General features: G+C 65.1%; 18 protein-coding genes. 9 read left to right on the top strand and 9 right to left on the bottom strand.

Annotation, left to right across the window (positions count from 1 at the left end; all coding sequences use genetic code 11):
* The first annotated feature begins 1,114 nt into the window (after window positions 1-1,114).
* The 3 genes from QX041_RS28855 to QX041_RS28845 all read left to right on the top strand — a co-directional run bounded on the left by QX041_RS28855 (window position 1,115) and on the right by QX041_RS28845 (window position 5,721).
* A complete protein-coding gene (locus tag QX041_RS28855) occupies window positions 1,115-2,299 on the top strand; it encodes a hypothetical protein (RefSeq protein ID WP_316167389.1) in 1,185 nt (394 codons plus the stop codon).
* Window positions 2,300-2,337: 38 nt separating this feature from the next.
* The gene (locus QX041_RS28850) at window positions 2,338-4,827 is read left to right on the top strand and encodes a hypothetical protein (RefSeq protein ID WP_316167388.1); all 2,490 of its coding nucleotides are present in this window, start codon (window positions 2,338-2,340) and stop codon (window positions 4,825-4,827) included.
* Window positions 4,828-4,914: 87 nt separating this feature from the next.
* Window positions 4,915-5,721, top strand: a complete 807-nt coding sequence (locus tag QX041_RS28845) for a DsbA family protein (protein WP_316167386.1) — start codon at window positions 4,915-4,917, stop codon at window positions 5,719-5,721.
* Window positions 5,722-6,203: 482 nt separating this feature from the next.
* Here QX041_RS28845 and QX041_RS28840 read toward each other — a convergent pair whose 3' ends face one another.
* The 7 genes from QX041_RS28840 to QX041_RS28810 all read right to left on the bottom strand — a co-directional run bounded on the left by QX041_RS28840 (window position 6,204) and on the right by QX041_RS28810 (window position 15,104).
* Entirely contained in the window at window positions 6,204-6,485 is a 282-nt protein-coding gene (locus tag QX041_RS28840; protein WP_316167385.1) for a hypothetical protein, read from the bottom strand.
* Window positions 6,486-6,524: 39 nt separating this feature from the next.
* Complete coding sequence (locus tag QX041_RS28835) at window positions 6,525-8,162, bottom strand: ABC transporter ATP-binding protein (RefSeq protein ID WP_316167402.1); 1,638 nt, start codon at window positions 8,160-8,162, stop codon at window positions 6,525-6,527.
* A gap of 5 nt (window positions 8,163-8,167) precedes the next feature.
* Window positions 8,168-9,346: an ABC transporter permease gene (locus QX041_RS28830; protein ID WP_315713802.1), complete on the bottom strand. Its 1,179-nt coding sequence runs from the start codon at window positions 9,344-9,346 to the stop codon at window positions 8,168-8,170.
* Window positions 9,346-10,458 carry a microcin C ABC transporter permease YejB gene (locus tag QX041_RS28825; RefSeq protein ID WP_315713801.1) on the bottom strand — a complete coding sequence of 371 codons (1,113 nt, stop codon included), beginning with the start codon at window positions 10,456-10,458 and terminating at the stop codon, window positions 9,346-9,348. The genes QX041_RS28830 and QX041_RS28825 overlap by 1 nt, the downstream gene beginning before the upstream one ends.
* 3 nt (window positions 10,459-10,461) lie before the next feature.
* The gene (locus tag QX041_RS28820) at window positions 10,462-12,339 is read right to left on the bottom strand and encodes an extracellular solute-binding protein (protein WP_316167383.1); all 1,878 of its coding nucleotides are present in this window, start codon (window positions 12,337-12,339) and stop codon (window positions 10,462-10,464) included.
* Window positions 12,336-14,180: an extracellular solute-binding protein gene (locus QX041_RS28815; protein ID WP_316167400.1), complete on the bottom strand. Its 1,845-nt coding sequence runs from the start codon at window positions 14,178-14,180 to the stop codon at window positions 12,336-12,338. The genes QX041_RS28820 and QX041_RS28815 overlap by 4 nt, the downstream gene beginning before the upstream one ends.
* 375 nt (window positions 14,181-14,555) lie before the next feature.
* Window positions 14,556-15,104 carry a c-type cytochrome gene (locus tag QX041_RS28810; RefSeq protein ID WP_315825971.1) on the bottom strand — a complete coding sequence of 183 codons (549 nt, stop codon included), beginning with the start codon at window positions 15,102-15,104 and terminating at the stop codon, window positions 14,556-14,558.
* A 240-nt stretch (window positions 15,105-15,344) separates the two neighbouring features.
* On the opposite strand from QX041_RS28810, the gene QX041_RS28805 reads away from it, so the two are divergent.
* Together QX041_RS28805 and QX041_RS28800 are read left to right on the top strand one after the other, a co-directional pair.
* Window positions 15,345-16,085, top strand: a complete 741-nt coding sequence (locus QX041_RS28805) for a 3-deoxy-manno-octulosonate cytidylyltransferase (protein WP_315713798.1) — start codon at window positions 15,345-15,347, stop codon at window positions 16,083-16,085.
* 21 nt (window positions 16,086-16,106) lie between these two features.
* Window positions 16,107-16,967: a prephenate dehydratase gene (locus QX041_RS28800; RefSeq protein ID WP_316167381.1), complete on the top strand. Its 861-nt coding sequence runs from the start codon at window positions 16,107-16,109 to the stop codon at window positions 16,965-16,967.
* Here QX041_RS28800 and QX041_RS28795 read toward each other — a convergent pair.
* Window positions 16,948-17,871: a LysR family transcriptional regulator gene (locus QX041_RS28795; protein ID WP_315713796.1), complete on the bottom strand. Its 924-nt coding sequence runs from the start codon at window positions 17,869-17,871 to the stop codon at window positions 16,948-16,950. The two genes, QX041_RS28800 and QX041_RS28795, sit on opposite strands and share 20 nt — an antisense overlap.
* Before the next feature lie 100 nt (window positions 17,872-17,971).
* Here QX041_RS28795 and QX041_RS28790 point away from each other — a divergent pair, with 100 nt between their 5' ends.
* Both QX041_RS28790 and QX041_RS28785 read left to right on the top strand, forming a co-directional pair.
* Complete coding sequence (locus tag QX041_RS28790) at window positions 17,972-18,841, top strand: NmrA/HSCARG family protein (RefSeq protein ID WP_315713795.1); 870 nt, start codon at window positions 17,972-17,974, stop codon at window positions 18,839-18,841.
* Window positions 18,842-18,919: 78 nt separating this feature from the next.
* A complete protein-coding gene (locus QX041_RS28785; protein ID WP_315713794.1) occupies window positions 18,920-19,501 on the top strand; it encodes an NAD(P)-dependent oxidoreductase in 582 nt (193 codons plus the stop codon).
* A 354-nt stretch (window positions 19,502-19,855) separates the two neighbouring features.
* Here the strand turns inward: QX041_RS28785 and QX041_RS28780 are convergent, their stop codons facing one another.
* Window positions 19,856-20,875, bottom strand: coding sequence for an LLM class flavin-dependent oxidoreductase (locus QX041_RS28780; protein WP_315713793.1), 1,020 nt, complete (start codon window positions 20,873-20,875; stop codon window positions 19,856-19,858).
* A gap of 371 nt (window positions 20,876-21,246) precedes the next feature.
* Between QX041_RS28780 and metF the strand changes: the two genes are divergently transcribed.
* Window positions 21,247-22,164 (top strand): methylenetetrahydrofolate reductase [NAD(P)H], encoded by a 918-nt coding sequence (gene metF / locus QX041_RS28775; protein ID WP_315713792.1) that lies wholly within the window; start codon window positions 21,247-21,249, stop codon window positions 22,162-22,164.
* Entirely contained in the window at window positions 22,164-26,030 is a 3,867-nt protein-coding gene (gene metH / locus QX041_RS28770; protein ID WP_316167379.1) for a methionine synthase, read from the top strand. Before metF ends, metH begins: the two co-directional genes overlap by 1 nt.
* Window positions 26,031-26,262: the final 232 nt, after the last annotated feature.

Raw genomic sequence — 26,262 nt, 5'->3', positions numbered from 1 at the left:
CTTGACGAATCGAGCCGATTTTGAAGTGTCAACCATCTCCCCGAACACCCGTCAGCTATGTCCCCGGGCTGAACACTGCGCTCGCAATGACGCGGAGAGAGCGGCGCAAGAGTCCGATATACCTATCAAACAGCAACAGGCCGCGCCAAACAGCAGGGCAAGCATCCGCATTCTCGCGGCCGCATCGGTCCGAGTCCTGCTGCAATCATCCGCCCTCGGCAACATGAGAGGGCGCAGGGAAGGCCGGGTGCCGACCGCACCCGTGGTTGCGTGCAACAAGCACGCGGTAGTCACCACAGGTACGGGCCGAACATCCGGCCTTCCCTGCGCGATGTTTTGCGACTTACTTCGTGATCTCCCCAGGGACCGGCTTTCTTGCCCCTGTCGGCCGCAGGCCTCATCGGCTCCCGCGACCTTGACGCCAGCATCGGGGCGCCAGGACCACACGACTTCGCCGTCCGCATGACGCCGTTCGTCGGTGCGCACATGCACACTGCAACATCATCGCGGCCATCGCATCCCGCACCCGACGTCCGTGACGACGCGTACGTCCCTCTCGTGGGGCAGGACGGGGCCGAGTATGCACGATTTCCGAAAAAAAGAAAGATGAATATTTTTCGCGAGAGGACTGGACAGGCGTTCGCGGACCGCGCCCGTCGGCCAAATCACCCGCAATCGCGTGGGTTCTCGCCGCAGCCCAAGAGAGCTGAGATTCTGACTGTCGGCGCTTTTGGTAATTCGCCCGATCTCGAGAGTATAGCGACAGATTCGTGGCCCGGCAGACGATTGCCGCTTCTGTGAAGGGTTTCGGATGCCGGCCGCACGATTGACGGCGCGGCATGTTCGGGCGGCCGGCGTCCGAAAGCTTCCAAGGGAGGAAGCCGCGCATGGTGGGCAGGACTGGTGCGGAGGCGCTTTCCACCGTGGCCGGTCGATGAGCGGCGGGCACGACGAGCAGCTTTGCAGAATGGCGGTCGTGCGGTGATGAGGTGTCGATCCTGATGGCGCCGGTTGGCGCAGTCGGTCGATGGCGCGGCTGCCGTCGCCTCTGTTGATCTAGCGCAAGGCTGGAATTGAGAAGAACGCCCACGTTGATGCGACAGAGGGGCGGACCATGGTGTGCGCAGGACGCTGGCGGGTTCAAGGAGCGGCCATCGTCGCCGCGATGATTCTGCTGGCATCGCCGGCGCGGGCGGGCTGCAGTCCAGAAGACATCGCGGATGCCTTTATCGGGACGCTGTCCGCCGCATATGAGTGCAAGTCGGTCTATGAGAATGACGCAAGCCGCTACGCAGCGATTGCACTGACCGCAGCACTCAGCGGCGTCGCCTTGTCAGGGTCGGACACGGGGAAAGGGCAAGCCCTGGTCAATCAATTCTGCGCAGAGGCGCAGGGCAACGCCGACCAAGTCGTCAGCAAGCTGAACACGATCTTTGGCAACGCGATCGCGGAAAATGTTCTCGGCGATCTTTCCAAGGAGCTCGCAGCCATTGGCGCGGCCGCAGACGTCGTGAAATGCGCCTGCAAGAGCGAGCAGAGCACCGTTGGATTGGGTTCCGAAATCGGCTCATGTCTTCAGGAGGCGCTGTGCTGGGGGCAGGAAAAGCTTGGCATGCAGTCCTGCGGGGATTGCGAGGTCCTTCCGCCTGTTCAAGCCACATGCGCAGCGATCAACGCGACGTGCGAAAAAGTACCTTACATGGAGTGGTGGAGGTACCCGGAATGTCAAGGCATCGGCGGTCCCGGCTCGATCTTCAGCCCTTCCAGCAAAGGCGTCTATCAGGATCAATACGATCGATATGGCGTGGGCATGGTGGAAACCGGCGACGGGACGCTGGTGGTCACGGATCCCGGCGCCTATGCCTGCCACACAGGGAGCAGTTACTGCACCTGTCCGAAACCGATGGTGCCGCACTGGCAACAGGTCCCCAACCCCGGATCCGGCGATAGCAAGTACGTGTTCTCGTGCGATTGCCCGAAGGACACCCATCCCGGCGCGTTGAAGTCGAACGGGCTCTCCGAGTGCCTGTGCGACGACACCAACCAGGTGGCGGTCTTCGGCTTTGCGCCCTACGGCATGTGTCCGCCCGCGGCCTGCCCGGCCGGACAGACAAGACTCGGCGGCGACAAGAACAGCCCCTGTGTCACGCCCTGCTCCGACAAGAGCCAGGGAATGGCCTTTGACGGGAGCTGCTGCAATCCCGCGCAGATGACCAATTGTGGAGAATGTTGCCCGCCCGACACCGTGCCCAACGTCAAGACCGGCTCCTGCGAGCCGCGGCCCAAGCAGCCGAAATGAGGCGGACCGACATGATTGAGCTTGGCCGACAGACGTCCTTGACAGCCGCCGTCCGTGCGATGCGGCACCTCGCCTGGCTGCTGATCCTGCCTCTCGCACTCGGGGGGCCCGCGTCGGCGCAAACGCCGCCCGGCGTTTACACCCCCGGCGATGCTGCAGTCACCGGATTCTCCGGGGCTATTCGCCCGTTCGAGATCGAGCCCGGTCAGGATCCCGACGTTCGGACCATCATCAATCCTGGAGGGCCGTCGCTGCGCATCGTCGATCTAAGACGCATGGGCGGTCCGCCCCAGGCGCAATTGGTCGGTGCGCCGAAGCCGTTCACCGTCAGCGCGAAGTCGATCGGGCAGGTGTTTGGCGTCGCTCTGGACGACAGTTCCCCTGCCAACATTTACGTCGCGGCGACATCCGCCTATGGTCTCTCGATCGTCGCGCCGGGACCTGAAGGTCGACCGCAACATGTCAGGCTCGGGACTAGCGGCGCGACCTTCATGCCGGCACAATGGGGTCCGGGCGGCGGTCCGGGATCGATCTGGAAGATCAATGGCGCCACCGGCGCGGTGACGCTGTTCGCGAATGTCACCACGGGCGGCAAGGCCAATTCGGGCGCGGCGCTCGGGGGATTGGCCTATGATCCGGCGACCAAGTCTCTGTTCGTCGCCGACCGTGAGACCGGGCTGATCCATCGCTTCGGCCCGAACGGCGTCGACCTCGGTGTCTATGATCACGGCGTCGCCGGCAACGCAGCCGCGGAACTTCCAACGGCGCCGGCGCCAGCCGGGCCAGGCGTCGATATTACGAGTCCTCAATTCGACAGCGCGCAGCCCGAGACCTGGGGCTACGCGGCACCGGATCGGCGAGTGTTCGGCCTCGCCATTCGCGACGGCCGGCTCTACTACGCGGTCGCCGAGGGCTTGCGGGTGTGGTCGGTCGGGCTCAACGCGAACGGCTCGTTCGGTGCGGACGCCAGAATCGAAGTCGTCGTACCGTCCGCCGCCGGTCCCACCGAGATCTCCAGGATCACTTTCGACGATGAGGGACGGATGTTTTTGGCCGAGCGGCCGGCGCCGACCGGGGCGCAGGATTTCGAGGCCTTGTCCGCGCCGTCGATCGGCCGCGTGCTGCGCTATACGCTGATCGGTGTCACTGAGATCAAGCAGCCGATCTGGCAGCCCTTGCCGGACGAATATGCGGTGGGATTCCCCGAACGTTTCCGCAATGGCAATGGCGGCGTCGCGATCGGCTACAGCTACGACATGGGCGGGACCATGAATCCGGCCTCCTGCGGCGGCTTCGTCTGGACCACCGGCGAACAATTGCGCAACGCCACCGATCCCAAGCTCGTGGCTCAACTCGGCCAGAACGACGCGCTTGCGATCGACGGACTGCAGGGGAATCCGATCTGGCGCATCCGCCGCGGCGATGAGCCACCGCTGCTCAGTTACTTCATCGACTATGCCGACGCGCCGCCCGATCTATCAGCTCGCGGGCACATGGGAGATATCGCCATCTTGCGCGCGTGTACAAGGGAAGCCGCACGGATACGGCTGGCGCCGCGTCCAGCCGGCGCGCCGCCTCCCGCCGGCATGCCGAGGCCGCCGGGTCTGCAGACCTGCAAGACCCATGTCTGCGGTTCGGACGGATCGGTTTGTCCGCCCAATCAGATCTGGATCATCAAGACCAAGAGCTGCGCGTCGAGCTGCGCCCCGCCCAATGTTCTGGTCAATGGCCAATGCTGCTCGCCCAAAGACCTGCAGCCGGGGGGCATCTGTTCGAACAACAATCCGTCGACTGATATCGCCAAGCCGATGTGCGGCGTCAACCAGACGGCGATCGGCCCGAACAATGAATGCTGCGAGAACAGCCAGATCTATTCCGGCCCGATTGGCCAACAACTTTGCTGCGGGACGACCGTGGTGAACGGCGTGTGCGATCCGTTGAAGCCGAAAATTCCAGACTGGAAATGCCCCAGCTGCTGTGCGCCCGGCTATATGAAGATCGCCGGTAAGTGCTGTCTCAAGAGCCAGGCTACGTCGAAGGGACAGTGCTGCCCGGCCGGCCAGATTGCGAGCCCCGACGGCACGCTATGCATACCGCTGCACTGGCTGCCGAGACTTTCACAGTGTTGCGCCTCGGGCTTCGTGCCGACTGCGAATAGCAAATGCTGCGCGTCCGCGAATCTGACGACGAGCGGCGAGTGCTGCGCGGCCCCGGTCGACCCAAAGGATCGAAGCCAGTGCTCCAAGGCGATCGAGAAGAAGTCCACCACGGTCGTCCCCGTGATTCCGAAGCTGCCGACGACGTGCCAACCTGGTGAGCGGCGCAATGCCGACGGCGTGTGCGTGGCACGCAAGCCGGGGGTGACACGGGACCGGCGGGCGCCGGATGTCGGTCGCCCGATCGTCTGCCCCCCCGGTTGGATTCCGGGGCCGCTTGGCGCGCGCTGCCGGCCGACCGGCCGATTTGCGCCGCGCATGCCGGGGATCAGACCGGTCCCCCCGCCCGGCATGATGATGCCGCGACGATGAAGGAAGCAGCGATGCACGAGGACACGAATTCGCAAATCATTGCTGCACGCCAACTGCGGAAGTCGGCAGCCATATGGAGGATGACCGATGACCAATTTGATCCGTAGCGTTGCCACGGCGGCTGCCGTCTTCACGCTGTCTTTGCTTTGCGTGCAGCCCGGCCGAGCGGAGAGTTCGCGCAGCGACATCGAGGCGATCGTCAAGGACTACATAGCGACCCATCCCGAAGAAATCGAGCAGGTCGTGAAGGACTACCTCGCCAAGCACCCCGAAGCCGTGCAACAGGCCATCTCCGACCTGATCAAGAAGCGGCAAGCCGCGATGCCGGCGGCAGCGCCCGGCTCCGACAAGACTGAACTGGTCAAGCAAAATGCGCCGGCCTTGTTCGCGTCCGCGCACCAGGTCACGCTCGGCAACCCGCTGGGTGATGTCACCCTGGTCGAGTTCTTCGATTACAGCTGCGGCTACTGCAAGCGCGCGCTCGGCGAGATACTCGAATTGTTGAAGAGCGACCCCAAGCTCAAGATCGTGCTCAAGGAATTTCCGATCCTCGGCCCCGGCTCGCTGGAGGCGGCGCGCGTCGCGGTAGCGGTACGCATGCAAGACCCGACGGGCGCGAAATACCTCGACTTTCATCAGCGGCTTCTCCAAAGCAGCGGACCCGCCGACAAGGCGCGCGCGTGGGCCATCGCGCAGACGATCGGTCTCGACGTTGCTCAGCTTGAAAAGGACATGGACAGCCTGGAGGTGCGCCAAAGCCTCGATGAGAGCGGCAATCTTGCGCAGAAATTGGGATTGAGCGGGACGCCGAGCTATGTCATCGGCGGCAATGTCATCGTCGGCGCGGTCGGACTTGCCACGCTGAAGGCCAGAATTCAGCAGGCTCGCCAGTAGTACGCTCCGATCGCGAAGATATGCATCGACGCCCGAGGTCTCGATTTGTGCAGCGCGCGAGTCCGCTGCTGTGAAGGGCTTCGGATGCCGGCAGCATGATTGACGGCGCGGCACATTCGGGCGGCCGGCGTCCGAAAGCCTCCAAGGGAGGACACCACGCATGGTGGGCAGGACTGGTGCGGCGGGCTCTATGGGGATTTGAGCGCCGCAGGCGATCTGGCTGATTGAGCTCGAAATGATGCAGCGAGCTTCGCGACGATGGCGCGGCGTTGCGCCTCGCGTGAAGTCGGTCTGCCTCGCGCTCCAGCAATCGGAGCGCTACGGCACCCCGCTCGGGCAATCGCTGACGACGCGTACGTCCCTCTCGTGGGGCAGGACGGGCGGAGCACGCACGACTTCCGAAAATAAGAAACAGAAGAATTTCTTCAGGAGGGGCTGGACGGGCTTTTCGCAGACACGACCCGTCGGGCAAATCATCACACCTATCCGCCGTTGTCGCCGGCGGCTTGGCTTTGATGGATCATGACTGCCCTGGCCGCGATCAGGCGATCCGCTTCAGGACGACCCGGAAGTGACATTCTGTCGGTGACGACTTCGGTGAGATAGTTCGCGATCGACTCGGCATCGGCACCATCGTCAAGCATGCTGAAGACCTGCAGAGCGTAGCGGTCATATTCGTCTTCGGCGCCCTCGCAGCCCGAAAGGCCGATCGGGTCCCACTCGGACAGAAGAAGAGCTCTGATGAGATCCAGCTTGGATGGCATTGTCTCGCGATTGCTCGGCTGCGGATGTCCACTGATCCTCTACGAAGCCGCCGTCCCATTCCCCGCCGTCTCGTTCCTGAACGCCGCTGCGAACAGCGCGCGGGTGTAGTCGGTCTTCGGCGCCTTGAACAGCTCCACCGCCGGCCCCTCCTCCACCACCTTGCCGTGGCGCATCACGATCAGGTGGCTGGCGAGCGAGGCGACCACGCGCAGATCGTGCGAGATGAACATGTAGGTGAGATCGAGCTTGCGCTGCAGATCGCGCAGCAGCGCGACCATCTGCGCCTGAAACAGCATGTCGAGCGCCGAGGTCGGCTCGTCCAGCACGACGAAGCTCGGCTCCAGCACGACGGCGCGCGCGACCGAGATGCGCTGGCGCTGGCCGCCGGAGAATTCGTGCGGATAGCGGAAGCGCGTCGTCGGATCGAGCCCGACCTCGTTCAGCGCCTTGATGACCTTGGCCTCCCGCTCCTCTTCGCTGAGCCTGGGCTGATGCACGCTGATGCCCTCAGCGATGATGTCGCCGACCGACATGCGCGGGCTGAGCGAGCCGAACGGATCCTGAAACACGATCTGCATGTCGCGGCGGAACGGCCGGACATCCTTGAAGGACAGACCCTGGATCTCCTTGCCCAGGAACACGATCGGGCCGTCCGAGGAGATCAGCCGCAGCAGCGCCAAGCCCAACGTAGTCTTGCCGGAGCCGGACTCGCCGACGACACCAAGCGTCTCGCCCTTGCGTACGGCGATGCTGACGCCGTCGACCGCCTTGATGTGGCCGACGGTCGAACGGAACAGGCCGCGCTTGATCGGAAACCAGACCTTGAGGTCCCTGGCCTGCATCACGACCGGCTGATCGGGCCGCGGCGGCGCCGGGTCCGGCTTCGGCTCGGCCGCGAGCAGCGCCTTGGTGTAGGGATGGGAGGGCGCGGTGAACACCTGCTCCACCGGCCCCTGCTCGACGATCTTGCCACCGTTCATGACGCAGACGCGATCGGCGATGCGCCGGACGATGCCGAGATCGTGGGTGATGAAGAGCAGGCTCATGCCGAGCCGCGCGCGGATGTCGGCGAGCAGCGCCAGGATCTGTGCCTGCACGGTGACGTCGAGCGCGGTGGTCGGCTCGTCGGCGATCAGCAGATCCGGCTCGTTGGCGAGCGCCATCGCGATCATCACGCGCTGACGCTGGCCGCCGGAGAGCTGATGCGGATAGCTGCCGAGCCGCGTTTCCGGCTCGGGGATGCCGACCTGCGTGAGCAGCTCGAGCACGCGCGCCCGCGCCGCGCCGTTCGAGATCGGTCGATGCAGATGCAGGATCTCGCCGATCTGCCGCTCGATCGTGTGCAGCGGATTGAGCGAGGTCATCGGCTCCTGGAAGATGATGGAGATGTCGCTGCCGCGGATGCCACGCATCTCGCCCTCCGACAGCGGCAGCAGATCGCGGCCGTTGAAGCGGATGCTGCCCGACGGGTGCGAGGCGACCGGATAGGGCAGCAGCTTCAGCACCGACAGCGCGCTGACCGATTTGCCCGAGCCGGATTCGCCGACGAGGGCAACGCACTCGCCGCGCCTGATGTCGAACGAGACGTGGTCGACGGCGGTCGACACGCGGCCCTGCTGGTGGAAGGTCACCGAGAGATCGCTGACCGAGAGCAGCGGCTGGCTGGTCGCATCCATGTCGGTCACCTGAACGTCTTGCGCGGATCGAACGCGTCGCGCACGGCCTCGCCTATGAAGATGAGCAGCGACAGCATGATCGCGACCGAGAAGAAGCCGGTCAGGCCGAGCCACGGCGCCTGCACATTGGCTTTGGCCTGCGACAGCATCTCGCCCAGCGACGGCGAGCCGGGCGGCAGGCCGAAGCCGAGGAAGTCGAGCGCGGTCAACGTCATCACCGAGCTCGACACGATGAAGGGCAGGAAGGTCATGGTCGCGACCATCGCGTTCGGCAGGAGATGCCGCCACATGATGACGGCATTGGAGACGCCGAGCGCGCGCGCGGCCTGGATGTATTCGAAATTGCGGCCGCGCAGGAATTCGGCGCGGACCAGGCCGACCAGCGACACCCAGGAGAACAGCAGCATGATCCCGAGCAGCGTGAAGAAGCCGGGCACCAGCACCGCCGACAGGATCAGGAGCAGATAGAGATAGGGGATCGCGTTCCAGATCTCGATGAAGCGCTGGAACAGGAGATCGACCCAGCCGCCGAAATAGCCCTGCACGCCGCCGGCCGCGATGCCGATGATCGAGGAGAAGAACGTCAGGGACAGGCCGAACAGGACGGAGATGCGGAAACCGTAGATCAGCCGCGCGACGACGTCGCGACCCTGATCATCGGTGCCGAGCCAGTTGTATTCGAGATCCCGGCAGCTCTTCAGCCCCTTTCTCTCGACCACCGCCTTGCACTGCGATTCCTTCAGCATCCAGGTCGGCGGCGACGGCGCGGGCGTCGGCAGGTCGAGATTATGCGTGGCGTAGGAATAGCGGATCAAAGGCCAGATCACCGTACCGCCCTTGTCGGCGATCAGCTTCTGCAAATAGGGATCGCGGTAGTCGGCCGCGGTCTCGAAGTCGCCGCCGAATGCCGTTTCCGGATAGGAGACGAACGCCGGGAAGTAAAGGTGGCCGTCGAACTTGATCAGGAACGGCCGATCGTTGGCGATCAGCTCGGCGAACAGCGAGACGACGAACAGAAACAGGAATAGCCACAGCGACCAGTAGCCGCGGCGGTTGGCCTTGAAGTTCTGCCAGCGGCGCTGGTTGAGTGGCGACGGCCGGAAACGATGCCGCGTCGGCGGCACGGCCTCGCCGAGCGGGGCCTGCGCCGTGGTCTCGACCGGAGGGGTGGCTGTGATCGTCATCAGACCTCCCGCGCCTCGAAGTCGATCCGCGGATCGATCCACATGTAGGTCAGATCCGAGACCAGGTTGATGGCGAGGCCGAGCAGCGAAAAGATGAAGAGATTGCCGAACACAACGGGATAATCACGATTCAGAATGCTCTCGAACGAGAGCAGGCCGAGCCCATCCAGCGAGAAGATCGTCTCGATCAGCAGCGAGCCGGAAAAGAACGCGTGGATGAAGGTGCCCGGAAAGCCGGCGATCACGATCAGCATGGCGTTACGGAAGACGTGGCCGTACAGCACCTGGTTCTCGCTGCAGCCCTTGGCGCGCGCAGTCATGACATATTGCTTGCGGATCTCGTCGAGAAACGAGTTCTTGGTCAGCAAGGTCATGGTCGCGAAGGCGCCGAGCGCCATCGACACCAGCGGCAAAGTGAGATGCCAGAAATAGTCGATGATCTTCCAGTACCACGGGAAGTCCGACCAGCCATCCGAGGTCAGCCCGCGCAGCGGGAAGATGTTGAGGAACGAGCCGCCAGCGAGCAGGATGATCAGCAGGATCGCGAACAGGAAGCCCGGAATGGCGTAGCCGACGATGATCACGGCCGAGGTCCAGACGTCGAAGCGCGAGCCATCCTGCACCGCCTTGCGGATCCCCAGCGGAATCGAGATCAAATAGGTCAGCAAGGTCATCCAGATGCCGAGCGACATCGACACCGGCAGCTTCTCCTTGATGAGCTGCAGCACTGACGTGTCGCGGAAATAGCTCTTGCCGAAATCGAAGCGCGCGAAGTTCCAGACCATCAGCGCGAACCGCTCCGGCGCCGGCTTGTCGAAGCCGAACTGCTTTTCGAGCTGCTTGATGAAGGCGGGATCGAGCCCCTGCGCGCCGCGGTATTTCGAGTTCAGCTCGCTGCCGGATCCCACCTGTCCCGGCGGCCGCGCGCCGAAATCCGAACCGCTGCCGCCTGAAATCCGCGAGGTGCCGCCGGTGTCGGCGCCGGTCAATTGCGCGATGACGCGCTCCACCGGACCGCCCGGCGCGAACTGCACCACGACGAAGGAGATGAAGAGAATCCCGAGCAGGGTCGGGAGCATCAGCAAGATGCGACGGGCAATATAGGCAGCCATGAACTACTTCGCCTGCTCCAGCTTTGCGGCCTTGGCGGCATCGTACCACCAGATGTCGGGGGCGCCGACGCCCGAGGCGTATTTCGGCGGCTTCGGCGGATGGTCGAACTGATCCCAATAGGCGATCGGGTGGGTCTGGCGATACCATTGCGGTATCCAGTAGTGGCCGGCGCGGAACACGCGGTCGAGCGCCCGGCAGGCCAAGGTCAGCTCGCTGCGCGTCTCCGCGGCGATCGCCTTGGCGACCAGCGCATCGATCGCGGGATTGCTGATCCCGGCGAGATTGTAGGAGCCCTTGGTCTTGGCCGTGTCCGAGGTGAAATAAGCCCGGAGGCCGTCGCCGGGGGTCGGCGACATCGACATCCGCTGAATGGCGATGTCGAAATCGAAATCCTCGACCCGCGCGCGATATTGCACGGCGTCGACGATCCGCAACTCGGCGTCGATGCCGAGCGTCTGCAGGTTCTTGATCAGCGTGCCGTGGTGCGGCTTGAACGAGACCTCGTCGATCAGGAACTCGATCGCGAACACCTCGCCGGACCGCAGCAGCCGCTTGCCGTCCTTGACCGGCAGGCCGGCCTGCTGCAAGAGCTGCATGGCCTTGCGCAGCAGCGCGCGATCCTGGCCGGAGCCGTCCGAGACCGGCGGCACGAACGGCTCGCCGAACACATCGTCGGGCACCTGGCCGCGGAACGGCTCGAGCAGCTTCAGCTCCTCGGGCGAGGGCGGCCCGACCGCGACCATGTCGGAATTCTGGAACGGCGACACCGTGCGCGCATAGGCGCCGTACATGATGGTCTTGTTGGTCCACTCGAAGTCGAACGCGTAGGTCAACGCCTGGCGGACGCGGGGATCCTTGAACTTGTCGCGGCGGGTGTTGATGAACCAGCCCTGCCCGCCGGACGGCGTCTCGTCCGGCAAGAGCTCGCGCTTGACGCGGCCGTCCTTGATCGCCGGGAAATCGTAGCGCGTCGCCCAGATGCGCGCGGTGAACTCCTCGCGGAACAGATAGCTTTTGGCGGTGAAGCCTTCGAACGCGACGTCGCGGTCGCGATAGAATTCGTAGCGCACGATGTCGAAATTATACATGCCGCGGCTGACCGGCAGATCGGCCGCCCACCAGTCCTTGACACGCTCGAACTCGACGTAGCGGTTGATCTCGTATTTGCCGACCTTGTACGGCCCCGAGCCGAGCGGCACGTCGAGCGGACCCTCGTCGAACGCGCGGTTGGCGTACCAGGCCTTGGAGAAGATCGGCAGGGTCACGACATAGAGCGGCACGTCGCGCGCGCGCTTCTCGACGAAGCTCACCACGACGGTCGCATCGTCGATCGCCTCGGCCTTCACGAAGTCGCGCAGCTGAACAACGATCAGTGGATGGCCCTTCTCCTTCAGCGTGTTCAGCGAGAAGGCGACGTCTTGCGCGGTGAGCTTCGAGCCATCGTGGAAGCGCGCTTCGGGACGGAGCGTGAAGCGATAGGTCAGCTTGTCCGCGGAGATCGCGACGGACTTCGCGACCAGCCCGTACACCGCGTCCGGCTCGTCGCTCGCGCGCACCATCAAGGTCGCGAACGTCATGTCCATGCCCTGCGCGCCCTCACCTTTCAGGACGTAGGCATTGAAGGAGTTGAAGGTCTGATAGGACTGGTTATAGGCGCGCACCGACGGGATCAGCGAGAACAGCCCGCCCTTCGGCGCGTCCGGATTGACGTAGTCGAAATGGCGAAAGTCGGCCGGGTACTTCAAGTCGCCGAAGGCCGACATGCCGTGCGACTCGGGGCCGAACTCCGCGGCCACGGCCGGCGTCAGCAGCGGATAGCTGAGCGCGCCGAACCCAAGCCCGAGCACGCCGCGGCGCGACAGATGCGGGAGCCGGCTCAAGAGCGCTTCACCTTGGCGGCCTTGTCGGCATCGTACCACCACAGATTCGGCCAGCCGGACCGCGCATATTTCGGGAACGGCGTGAAATGGCTGAAGCGGTCCCAGCGCGCGCTGCGCGCAAACGGGTAGGTGAACTGGGGGACGACGTAGAAATTCCACAGCAGCACCCGGTCGAGCGCATGCGTCGCCGCTTCGAGGGAGGCACGATCCTTGGCGTAGATGATCTTCTCGATCAGCGCGTCCACAGCGGGGTTCTTGATGCCGATCGTGTTCTTCGAGCCGGACTCGTCGGCGGCCTTGGAACCCCAGAAATCGCGCTGCTCGTTGCCGGGCGACAGCGACTGCCCCCAAACGTCGATGATCATGTCGTAGTCGAAGGTGCGCACCCGGTTCTCATACTGGACATTGTCGACCTGGCGTACCGTCACGGCGACGCCGAGGCGCTCCAGCGACGGCTTGTAGAACAGCACGATCCGCTCGGAGGACGGGTCCTGGACCAAGAGTTCGACCGTGACCGGCTTGCCGGCGGGATCGACGAGCTTGCGGTCCTTGATCTCGAAGCCTGCGTCCTTCAGCAGCCTGGTGGCCTCGCGCAGATTGGCGCGAACGTTCTCGGGATTGCCGCCCACCGGGGCCTGGTAGACCGTGGTGAACACGTCCGGCGGCACCTTGTCGCGCAGCTCCTCGAGGATCTGCAGCTCCTGGCCCTGCGGCAGCCCGGAACAGGCCAGATCCGTGCCTTCGAAATAGCTGTTGATCCGCTTGTACTGACCGTAGAACAGCTGCTTGTTCATCTCCTCGAAATCGAAGGCGTAGTTGAAGGCACGCCGCAGCCGCGCGTCCTGGAATTGCGGACGCCGCAGGTTGAAGGCGAAGCCCTGCATGCGGCCGGAATCGCTGATCGGGAATTCGTCCTTGACCACACGCTTGTCGTTGATGGCCGGGAAGTCGTAGGCCGTCGCCCATTGCTTGGCGGAATTCTCGTTGATCCAGTCGGCCTGATCGGCCTTGAAGGCCTCGAGGGCGACGATGTTGTCGCGGAAATATTCGAACTGCAGCTCGTCGAAATTGTTCTGGCCGATCTGGACCGGCAGGTTGGCGCCCCAGTAGTCCTTGACGCGCTCCATCTTGATCGAGCGGCCGGGCACGAACTCCTTGATGCGATACGGGCTCGACCCGAGCGGCGGCTCCAAAGTCGTCGCAGTGACGTCGCGCTTGCGGCCCTGCGCGTCGGTGCCTTCCCACCAGTGCTTGGGCAGAACCAGCAGCTCACCGACGATGTGCGGCAGCTCGCGATTGCCCGGACCATCGAAGGTGAACTTGACCTCGAGGTCGCCGGTCTTCTCGGCCTTTACGACATGGCGGTAGTAGGAGGAGTAGTGCGGGCTGTTCTTCTTGAGCACGTCGAGCGAGAAGATGACGTCCTCGGGCGTCACCGGCTTGCCGTCGTTCCAGCGCGCTTCCTTGCGCAGCCGGTAGATGACCCAGGAGTAGTCGTCCGGATAGGCCGCCGACTCGGCGAGGAGGCCGTATTCGGTCGACACCTCGTCCTGCGAGCGCGTCATCAGGGTCTCGTAGACCAGCCCCGCCGCGGACGCGATATTGCCCTTCACATACATCACGACGATGTTGAAATTGTCGAAGGTGCCGAGCGAGATCATCCGCGCTGTGCCGCCCTTGGGCGCGTCGGGATTGACGTAGTCGAAGCGCTTGAAGTCCGCCGGGTACTTGATCTCGCCGAACAGCGACAGGCCGTGGCGCCAGACCAGTTGTTCACCGGCCTGCGCCTGCGCGGCGTCGAGCGGGGCAAGGCTGGCGGCGGTGCCGAGCACCGGGGTCATCGCAGCGAAGACGCTGCTCTGCAGGAGCTGTCGTCGGGTAATCGTCAAATGAGACTTCCTCTGAATAAGACCGCTTGAAGCAGGTGGTCGGCCGTGGCCGCTGCTGCTCCCAGATCCAACGTTCGATCGTAACCCAATTCGCAAGGGCAGGTTTCGCCGGCCTCAGCCAGGGTGCTCCGGCCCCGCGAACCCGTTCCATTCAGGGGACCAATATACGGCAAGGTTTCGACCAATAACCTTGCTTTTTCCTCATGATACCGGGTTGTGAACGAGGTGGATGCGACCAAAGGTCCCAAATGCGGCGAATTTCGTCCCGCAAAGCAAAACGGCCGGGCTTGAGGCCCGGCCGTCGGAAATTGGGGGGTTAGCAGCCGATCACTTGGCTGCGGTCGGCAGCGGCGCCGGATTGTCCGACAGCGAGTTCAGGTAGGCCAGCACGTCGGCGCGCTCCGAGTCCTTCTGGATGCCGGCAAAGCCCATCGCGGTGCCCGGGATGTAGCCCTTCGGATTGGCGATGAAGTGGTTGAGATCCTCGATCGTCCAGGTGCCGCCCTTGGCCTTCATCGCGGCCGAGAAGTTGAAGCCGCGGCCTTCGCCGATCTTGTCGCCGACGATGCCGTAGAGGTTGGGGCCGACGGCATTCTTGCCGCCCTTGTCGAAGGTGTGGCAGGCCGCGCATTTCTTGGCGGCGGCAGCGCCCTTCTCAACCGAGGCGGTCTGCAGCAGCTTCTCGATCGGCTCGGCCGCGGCCGGCGCAGCGGCTTCCTTGCCTGCGCCCTGGGCCTCCTTCACGGCGATCTCGAACCCCGGTTTCTCCGGCATTTTCGGCGCGAAGATCGCGCCAGCGGAGAAGCTCGTGACCAGCACGACCAGACAGGCGGCCAGAACGGCGCCGAGGATTTTGTTCAGTTCGAAGGAGTCCATTTTGGAATCAGGCTCCGAGGGCGGATTTCATTGCTTGGGAGGCCGCGGGGCCGCGACCGTGAATCGCCCCAGGATTCGTCAAGGCATCGAGCGGAATCGAGCCGTCGCGCCTCCCCCTGCGGCAGAAGTGAGATATCGGTTTGCCCGTGCTCTGGCAACCCGTATAAGCGGGCCGCCCCTGCTGTCCCCATCCAGTCCGGCCCGCGCTGTTGCGACCGGCTCCGACCTGCCGTTTCCCGGATGACCAAGTCCAAAATCCTCGTGCTGATCCCTGCCCGCATGGCCTCGACCCGCCTGCCCGGCAAGCCGCTGCTCGACATCGCCGGCCAGCCGATGATCGTGCAGGTGCTCCGGCGCGCGCAGGAGGCCGCGATCGGCCGCGTGGCCGTGGCAACCGATACGCTGGAGATCGCGGACGCCGTGACGGCGGCGGGTGGCGAGGTGGTGATGACCAAGCCCGATCATCCCTCCGGGTCGGACCGCATCTACGAAGCCATGTGCAAGCTCGACCCTGCCCGCGAGGCCGAGATCGTGGTCAATCTGCAGGGCGATTTCCCGACCATCGACCCGCAGAACATCAGCGACGTGCTGCCGCCACTGGACGATCCCGCCGTCGACATCGCGACCCTTGCCGCGCAGATCCATACCGAGGAGGAGAGCCTCAATCCGAACGTCGTCAAGGCGGTCGGCTCGCCTCTCGGCGGCCGGCGCATGCGCGCGTTGTATTTCACCCGGGCCACGGCGCCGTATGGCGACGGACCGAGGTACCATCACATCGGGCTCTACGCCTACCGCCGGGCGGCGCTGGAGCGCTTCGTCAGCCTGCCGCCATCGCCGCTGGAGCAACAGGAAAAGCTGGAACAGCTGCGGGCGCTGGAAGCCGGCATGCGCATCGACGTGATGGTCGTCGACGCCGTGCCCCGCGGCGTCGACACCCCCGCCGACCTCGAAACCGCACGCCGGCTGCTGTCCAAGTCCTAAGCTGCTGCTACAAGGCCCCTCATGAGCAAGATCTTGAAAATCGCATTCCAGGGCGAGCCGGGAGCCAATTCCCACATCGCCATTTCCGAGGCCTATCCGACCGCCGAGGCCATGCCGTGCGCGACCTTCGAGGACGCGCTGAGCGCGATCTCCTCCGGCGAGGCTGACCTGGGCATGATCCCGATCGAGAATTCGGTCGCCGGCCGCGTCGCCGATATCCATCACCTGCTGCCGGCCTCCGGCCTCTACATCATTGGCGAGTGGTTCCTGCCGGTCCGCCACCAGCTGATGGCGCTGAAGGGCACCAAGCTCGCCGACATCAAGACCGTCGAGAGCCACGTCCACGCGCTCGGCCAGTGCCGCCGCATCATCCGCCAGCTCGGCGTCCGGCCGATCGTCGCCGGTGACACCGCGGGCAGCGCCCGGGACGTGGCGCAGCGCGGCGACAGGAGCGTGGCGGCCATCGCCTCGCGCCTCGCCGCCGAGATCTACGGCCTCGACATCCTCGCCGAGGACATCGAGGACGAGGCCCACAACACCACCCGCTTCGTCGTGCTGGCGCGCCAGGAGCAATGGGCCGAGCAGAACTCCGGGCCGCTGGTCACGAGCTTCGTGTTCCGCGTCCGCAACCTGCCGGCTGCGCTCTACAAGGCGCTCGGCGGCTTTGCGACCAACGGCGTCAACATGACCAAGCTCGAGAGCTACATGGTCGACGGCAATTTCTTCGCGACGCAGTTCTACGCCGACGTCGACGGCCATCCCGACGACAAGGGGCTGGCCTTCGCCCTGGAGGAATTGAAGTTCTTCTCGCGCGAACTGCGCATCGTCGGCGTCTATCCGGCGCACCCGTTCCGCGCGACCTTCAGCGAGCGGATGGAATGATCGGACCGTCATCCCGCGGCTCCACATAGGCCGCCAGCTCGGCCGGCGTTCCCACCGGGAATGCCTGCTTCAGATGGTCGAGAAAGGCGGAGACGCGCGCGCTCAACAGCCGCCGCGACGGATACAGCGCCCACAGCGCAACCGCTGGCGCGTCCAAATCGCCCCAATGCGCCAGCCGGCCAGCCGCCAGATCGCGGCTGACGAGCGAGAGCGGCAGGCATGCGGCACCGACGCCGGCACGGACCGCATCGCGCACCATGATCAGCGATGACAACCGCAGGATCGGATCGATCGCGATGCGCGATGATCCCGTTGCAGCCATGACGTCCCACGCTGCGATCTGCTCGGTGCTACGAACAACCGCAGGAACGAGCGCGCCGTCCGCCGGCCGCGTCAGGCTTGGGCTGGCCACGACCACCAGCTGATCGCGCAGGAAGATGCGGCCGACAAGGCTCTCATCGGGATCGGGATTGACCCGGATCACCAGGTCATAGCCCTCCTCGACCATGTCGACGGCGCGGTCGTCGGTCGTCACCTCGAGCCGGACCTCCGGATATCTGAGCGCGAACGTAGCGGCGAGCTTGCCCATCGCGGTCTGCGAGAACAGCAGCGGCGCGCTGATCCGCAACCGGCCGCGCGGCTGGTCGCCGCCTGAGGCTATCGCACCGACGGTCTCGTCGAGCTCGGTCAGCAGCGCGCCCGTGCGCTCGAACAGCGCCCGCCCTTCCTCGGTCAGCTTCAGTGTGCGCCCGCCGCGCTCGATCAGCCTGATGTCCAGGCTCGCTTCGAGCTCTGCGACGCGGCGGGACAGCGTTGCCTTCGGACGACCGCTGGCGCGGGCGGCCCGGCCGAAGCCGCCGTGGCGGGCGACGAGCGTGAAATCGGCGAGCGCAAGCAGATCCATCTGTTCCACCAATGAGACGACATGTCCAAATATAGCGCCTATTGGCTCGCATGTGGATCGATATCTTCCGGGTGTCTCAACACCAACCCGGAGTGATCCCATGACCATCCTCGTGACCGGTGCCACTGGAACCGTCGGCCGTCGCGTCGTCGAACAACTCGTCAGGCGCGGGGCCGATGTCCGCGCCCTCGTCCGCGATCCTGGGAAGGCCAACCTTCCGGCAGGCGTTCAGATCGCCCAAGGCGACCTGCTCGACGTCGATTCGCTGCGCGGCGCGTTCTCGGGCGTCTCGACCCTGTTCCTGCTCAACGCCGTCACGCCTGATGAATTCACCCAGGCGCTGATCGCGCTCAATCTGGTCCGCGAGGCCGGCATCGAGCGCATCGTCTATCTCTCGGTGATCCACAGCGACGTCTACGTCAACGTGCCGCACTTCGCCGGCAAGTTCGCCGTCGAGCGGATGATCGAGCAGTTGGGCCTGAACGCCACCATCCTGCGCCCCGCCTACTTCATGAACAACGATCTCGCGATCAAGGACGTCGTGCTCGACTACGGCGTCTACCCGATGCCGATCGGAGCCAAGGGCCTCGCGATGATCGACGTCAGCGACATCGGCGAGATCGCAGCGATCGAGCTGATCCGCAGGGAGCAGTCAGCCGTGCCGCTGCCGCTCGATCGCATCAACCTGGTCGGTCCGGACACGCTGACCGGCGCTGATGCCGCTGCGATCTGGTCTGACGTGCTGGGCCGCACGATCGCCTATGGCGGCGACAACACCGCGCAGTTCGAGACCAACCTCCGGCAGGTCATGCCGAGCTGGATGGCGTTCGACATGCGACTGATGGCCGAGCGCTTCCTGACCGACGGCATGGTGCCGGACGAGGGCGACGTCGCGCGCCTCGCCACGCTGCTGGGCCGGCCGCTGCGCTCGTACCGCGACTTTGTCGCCGAGATCTCGGCCACGGCCTGAAGCCGAGCCGCTCATCATCCCCCGAAACCGAATTGCGCGGCGCGCTTCCGCGAATGCGCCCCCTCCATGGAGATCATCATGACCAGTCAAGATAGCAATGTCACCACACCCAAGTCTAACATCCTCGTGCTTGGCGCCACCGGCGGCACCGGACGGCTGATCGTGCGCGACGCGCTGGCGCGCGGCCATCACGTCACCGCGCTGGTGCGCTCGCCCGACAAGGCCGGGGACCTGCAAGGCGCGCAACTGATCGTCGGCGATGCGCGCGACGAAGCCACGCTTCGCAAGGCGCTCAAGGGACAGGATGTCGTCATCAGTTCCTTGGGCACCTCGCTCAGCCCGTTTCGCGAGGTCACCACGCTCTCGACATCGACGCGGGCGCTCGTCAAGGCGATGGAGGCCGAGAATGTTGCGCGCCTTGTCGCCATCACCGGGATCGGCGCAGGCGACAGCCGGGGACATGGCGGCTTCGTCTACGACCGGGTCATCGTCCGTCCCGCCATGCTCAACGACAAGCCGGGCGGCCAGACGGTCCGCGCGCTGACGGACCTCACAGGTTTTCACGGCGGCACGATCGCGCGGGCCGATGTCGCGCGCTTCGCGGTGGACCAGGTGAGCGACGACAGCTTCCTGCGCCGCTCTCCGCTGATCACATGGTGAGACCGGCACGGCGCGCTTCGAAGTCCAGATCGCGCCATTGTTCGCCTCAACTCTCTGCACGAACTCCGTTCATCCAAGTGGGGCTAGTTCGAGCACACATCTTCGCGGCGACGGGATTTTACCTCGCCCCGCTTGCGGGGAGAGGTCGGATTGCATCGAAAGATGCAATCCGGGTGAGGGGGGCTCTCCGCGAAGGCGGTGCTCGCGGAGAGCCGGGGCGAGAGAGCCCACCGTCCGTTCCTTGAAGTGACTGGATCCGACTTCGAGATGCGTGCTCACGCTAGCCCCGTCGGGGAGAGCTGAATCTTCATGCTGCACGATCCAGAACTCATCGGCTGCTAGGTTCGTGCGGGACTACGCCGCCGCCTTCCGCTCCAGGCCGAAGGCGTCGGCAAGCAGGCTGTAGGAGCGCTTGCGGGCGTCGTGGTCGAAGGTCGCCGTGATCACCATCAGCTCGTCCGCCTGGCTCGCCGCGATCATCGGATCGAGCTTGGCTCGCACCGTCGCCGGGCTGCCCACGAACAGCCGCGACCGGTTGCGTGCGATCGAGGCGCGGTCGGCGTCTGTATACATGTACGCCGCGGCCTCCTCGGGGCTCGGCAGCGGCAGGAACTGGCCGCGGTCGCGCCTGAGGCGGTTGAGGTCCATCGACGACGCCAGCCGCTCCGCCTCGGCGTCGGTCTCGGCCGTCACCACCGCGACCGCCAGGATCGCATGCGGCTGTGTCCGCCAGCGCGACGGCGTGAAATGTGCGCGGTATGTTCTCATCGCGTCGACGGCGTCGTGGCTGGCGAAATGATGTGCGAAGCCGAACCCCATGCCGAGCTGCGCCGACAGTTCGCTGGAATAGTCGCTGGAGCCGAGCAGCCAGATCGGCGGCAATGGCGCGTCGTCGGGCATGGCGATGACGTTGTTGTAAGGATGACCGGCAGGGAACTCGCGGGTCTCCCACAGCATCAGCTCATGCAGCCGCTCCAGGAAGTCGTCGCCCTCGCGGCGGTCGAGCCGGCTGCGCAGCGCATAGGCCGTGGTGCCGTCGGTGCCCGGCGCGCGGCCCAGGCCGAGATCGATCCGGCCGGGAAACAGTGCCTCCAGCATCTTGAAGCGCTCCGCGACCACCAGCGGCGCATGGTTGGGCAGCATGACGCCGCCGGAGCCGACGCGGATGTGCTGCGTCGCTGCCGCGATCTGCCCAATCATGATGTCGGGCGACGGGCTCGCCACCGACGGCAGGCTATGGTGCTCAGCCAGCCAATAGCGGACGTAGCCGAGCTGATCGACATGGCGGGCCAGATCGATGCTGTTGCGCAGCGCCGCCGAGGCAGGCGTGGCGGTGGTGGTGACGGAGAGGTCGAGGACGGAAAGCGGGATCATGGCTTCAACCTAATGACTGCGCGACGTGCCACAATGGGCCAACCGCGGCGGAGACCTGCTGGAAATGCAGGGATCGACATCAGCCCGAGTTGGGACACGAAAATTGTATACAACACCGCCTTCGAAACGTCCCACACTCAATCTCGATCAAAGCCGCTCACCCACAGCCAACATACGTTGAAACATCAACATTTTGTCTGCCCATTGCGCGATCGGTGACAGCGGACAAAAGTCGTCAAAATACATACAAGTGGGCGAAATCCCATTCCGAGTGGGCTGTCTATTGCGACGCACTTCCCTTATCTTCCCACATCCAAAGAGCGATCCCCTCTTGAGTTGAAATTTACGCGCCACCGGGAACCTGCGCTGCCATGACCGACCTCGCCACCGCCATCGCCGACGGCCACTCCGCAATCATCCGGCCGAAGATCTCGTTCGAGTTCTTCCCGCCGAAGACCGAGGAGATGGACCGGACGCTGTGGGCCTCGATCGAGCGCCTCGCCCCTCTGGAGCCTAGCTTCGTCTCGGTGACCTACGGCGCGGGCGGCTCGACGCGCGAGCGCACCCACGCCACGATCGCGCGCATCCTGAAGGAGACCGCGCTGCTGCCGGCGGCGCATCTCACCTGCGTCGGGGCTTCGCGCCACGAGATCGACGAGGTCGTCGACCGCTATCACGAGGTCGGCGTCCGCCACATCGTGGCGCTTCGCGGCGATCCGCCCGGCGGCATCGGCACGCCCTACTACACCCATGCCGAGGGCTATCAGAGCTCGCCCGAGCTGATCGCCGGCATCAAGAAGCGCCATCCCGATATCGAGGTCTCGGTCTCGGCCTATCCGGAGAAGCACCCCGAGAGCCGCGACTTCGACGCCGACATCGACATGCTCGAGGCCAAGGTCGACGCCGGCGCCACCCGCGCCATCACCCAGGTGTTCTTCGACAACGATCTCTACTTCCGCTACCTCGACCGCGTCCGCGCCCGCGGCATCACGATCCCGATCGTGCCCGGCATCATGCCGATGCACAATTTCAAGCAGGCGCGTGGCTTCGTGACGCGCGCCGGCACGACGGTGCCGGACTGGCTGGCGGAAAAATTCGACGGTCTCGACGACGATCCCGAGACCCGCAAGCTGGTCGCGGCGACCGTCGCCGCAGGCCAGGTGCAAAAGCTCGCCAAGCATGGCGTCGACACCTTCCATTTCTACACCATGAACCGCGCCGACCTCGTGTTCGCGATCAGCCATCTGCTCGGCATCCGTCCGAAGTCCGCCAACAAGGCTGCCGCCTGATGTCCGCCCCTGTATCTCCAGCGCGTACCGCCTTCCTTGCCGCTGCAGCTAAGCGCATCCTGATCCTCGACGGCGCCATGGGCACGATGATCCAGGCGCTGCAGCTCGACGAGGCCGCCTTCCGCAGCGAGCGGTTCAAGGACTTCCATCGCGACCTCCGCGGCAACAACGACCTGCTGATCCTGACGCAGCCCGACGCCATCGAGGACATCCACGCGCAATATCTGCGCGCCGGGGCCGACATCGTCGCCACCAACACCTTCTCGGCAACCTCGATCGCGCAGGCCGATTACGACCTCTCCGACATCATCTACGAGCTGAACCGCGAGGGCGCCCGGCTCGCCCGCAATGCCGCGACCCGCGTTGCGGCCGAGGACGGCAAACAGCGCTTCGTCGCCGGCGCAATGGGCCCGACCAACCGCACCGCCTCGATCTCGCCCGACGTCTCCAACCCCGGCTACCGCGCCGTGACCTTCGACGACCTCCGGCTCGCCTATGGCGAGCAGGCGCGCGGGCTCCTGGACGGCGGCGCCGACATCCTGCTGCTCGAGACCATCTTCGACACGCTCAATGCCAAGGCGGCGCTGTACGCCATCGCCGAGCTCTGCGAGGAGCGCGGCATCGACGTGCCCGTCATGATCTCGGGCACCATCACCGACAAGTCCGGCCGCCTGCTCTCGGGCCAGATGCCGGAGGCGTTCTGGAATTCGGTCCGCCACGCGAAACCGCTGACCATCGGCTTCAACTGTGCGCTCGGCGCCGAGGATCTGCGCGCCCATGTCGCCGACATCGGCCGCGTTGCCGACGCGCTGGTGTGTGCCTATCCCAATGCCGGCCTGCCCAACGAGTTCGGCCAGTATGACGAGACGCCGGCCTACATGGCGCGACTGATCGGCGAATTTGCGCGGGACGGCCTCGTCAACATCGTCGGCGGCTGCTGCGGCACCACGCCCGAACATATCGCGGCGATCGCCGCCGCCGTCGCCCCGCACAAGCCTCGCGCCGTGCCGGAGATCGCGCCGCGGCTGCGGCTGTCGGGCCTCGAGCCGTTCGAACTCACGCCCGCCATTCCGTTCGTCAATGTCGGCGAGCGCACCAACGTCACGGGCTCGGCCAAATTCCGCAAGCTGATCACATCAGGCGATTACACCGCGGCGCTGCAGGTCGCGCGCGACCAGGTCGAGAACGGCGCCCAGGTCATCGACGTCAACATGGACGAGGGCCTGCTGGATTCGGAAGCCGCGATGCGGACCTTCCTCAACCTCGTCGCTGCCGAGCCGGACATCGCCCGCGTTCCCGTGATGGTCGATTCCTCGAAATTCCACGTCATCGAGGCCGGCCTGAAATGCGTGCAGGGCAAGCCGGTGGTGAACTCGATCTCGCTCAAGGAAGGCGAGGAGAAGTTCATTCACGAAGCGAAGATCGCGCGTCGCCACGGCGCCGCCGTGGTCGTGATGGCGTTCGACGAGACCGGCCAGGCCGACACCTACAAGCGCAAGACCGAGATCTGCGCCCGCGCCTACAAGATCCTGGTCGAGCAGATCGGCTTTCCGCCTGAGGACGTCATCTTCGATCCCAACATCTTCGCCATCGCGACCGGACTTGAGGAACACAACAATTACGGCGTCGACTTCATCGAAGCGACACGCTGGATCCGGCAGAACCTGCCGCATGCGCATGTCTCGGGCGGCGTCTCCAATCTCTCCTTCTCGTTCCGCGGCAACGAGCCGGTGCGCGAAGCCATGCATTCGGTGTTCCTGTATCACGCCATCAAGGCCGGCATGAACATGGGCATCGTCAATGCCGGTCAGATGATCGTCTATGACGACATCGATCCGGAGCTGCGCCAGGTGTGCGAAGACGTCGTGCTCAACCGCGACCCCGGCGCCTCCGAGCGGCTGCTGGCGCTGGCCGAGAAATTCCGCGGCCAGGGCAAGCAGACCAAGGAGGCCGATCTGGCCTGGCGCGAATGGCCGGTCGACAAGCGGTTGAGCCACGCGCTGGTGCATGGGATCACCGAGTTCATCGAGCAGGACACCGAAGAGGCACGCGCCGCCTCGACGCGACCGCTCGACGTCATCGAAGGCCCGCTGATGGCCGGCATGAACGTGGTCGGCGACCTCTTCGGCGACGGCAAGATGTTCCTGCCGCAGGTCGTGAAGTCCGCGCGCGTGATGAAGCAGGCGGTGGCCTATCTGATGCCGTTCATGGAGGCGGAGAAGGCTGCCAACAAGGGCCGGGCCAACGAGCGCTCCAACGCCGGCAAGATCGTGCTCGCCACCGTCAAGGGCGACGTCCACGACATCGGCAAGAACATCGTCGGCATCGTGCTCCAGTGCAACAATTTCGAGGTCATCGACCTCGGTGTCATGGTGCCCGCGGCCAGGATCATCGAGACGGCCAAGGCCGAGAACGCCGACATCATCGGTCTCTCCGGCCTGATCACGCCCTCGCTCGACGAGATGGCGTATCTCGCCTCGGAGATGGAGCGCCAGGGCCTGAACGTGCCGCTCCTGATCGGCGGCGCTACGACGAGCCGTGTCCATACTGCGGTCAAGATCGATCCGAACTACCAGAATGGCCCGGTCGTTCACGTCAACGACGCCAGCCGCGCCGTCGGCGTCGCCTCCTCACTGCTGTCGCCGGAGCGCAAGGATACCTACGCCACGGAGGTTCGCAGCGAGTATCAGAAGATCGCCGCTGCGCATCTGCGCGGCCAGGCCGACAAGAAGCGGCTGAAGCTCGCGGACGCCCGCGCCAACGCGCCGAAGATCGACTTCGCCAAGGCGAAGCCGGTCAAGCCGACCTTCCTCGGCACCAAGACGTTCGTCGACTACGACCTCGCCGAGCTTGTGCCCTATATCGACTGGACGCCGTTCTTCCAGACCTGGGAGCTCGCCGGCCGTTTCCCTGGCATCCTCGACGACGCCAAGGTCGGCGAGGCCGCGCGCTCGCTGTATGACGACGCGCTGAAGATGCTGAAGCGCATCGTCGACGAGAAGTGGTTCACGGCGCGCGCCGCGATCGGCTTCTGGCCGGCGAATGCGGCCGGCGACGACATCGTGCTCTATGCCGACGAGGGCCGCACCAAGCAGATCGCGACGCTGCACACGCTGCGCCAGCAGCTCGAGAAGCGCGAGGGTCGCTTCAATACCGCGCTCAGCGACTTCATTGCGCCGCAGGGCTCGGGCGTGCCGGACTATGTCGGCGGCTTCGTCGTCACGACAGGCCTCGGCGAGGATGCCGTCGCCGACCGCTTCAAGAACGCCAATGACGACTATTCCTCGATCCTGGTGAAGGCGCTGGCCGACCGCCTCGCCGAGGCGTTCGCCGAGCGCCTGCATGCCCGCGTCCGCCGCGAGTTCTGGGCCTACGCTCCGGACGAGGCGCTCTCGCCGGACGATCTGATCCTGGAGAAGTATCACGGCATCCGTCCCGCGCCCGGCTATCCGGCGCAGCCCGACCACACCGAGAAGGCGACCTTGTTCGAACTGCTCGACGCCGAGAAGAATGCCGGCGTGCGGCTGACCGAGAGCTTTGCGATGTGGCCGGGCTCGTCGGTGTCGGGCCTCTATTTTGCCTCGCCGGAGAGCTTCTATTTCGGCGTCGGCAAGATCGAGCGCGACCAGGTCGAGGACTACGCCGCGCGCAAGGGCATGACCGTCGCCGAAGTCGAGCGCTGGCTGGCGCCGATCCTGAACTACATTCCGGCAAGGGGCGGCCAGCAGGCGGACGCGGCAGCGCGCGCCGTCGCTTCGCCCGCTCCGGCCAACGACGCCGCCCCCGCCGAGCTCGCGAGCCATCCGGTGGGCTGCACCTGTGCCGTTCATCTCGCCTGGCGCAAGAAGGCGGTCGGCGCGAAGTAGCCGGCGCGGTCGCCCCATCCACAGCTGTCGTCCCCGCGAACGCGGGGACCCATACCGCGTGATCTACCCGTCGTCCGCGGGGCTGATATCGCGCAAAACAACATCTCCCTGTGGTTATGGGTCCCTGCGTTCGCAGGGACGACAGCGGTTATGACGCCCCCTGCTCGGCTCACACGCTGCACTTGGACGCCCCTGCCCGTGTCCCCCGCGCCACGGCCGCCGCGAATGACAA

The organism is Bradyrhizobium sp. SZCCHNRI2009 (assembly GCF_032485115.1).
Taxonomy (GTDB): Bacteria; Pseudomonadota; Alphaproteobacteria; order Rhizobiales; family Xanthobacteraceae; genus Bradyrhizobium.
This window is presented reverse-complemented; position numbering and strand designations above follow the sequence as displayed.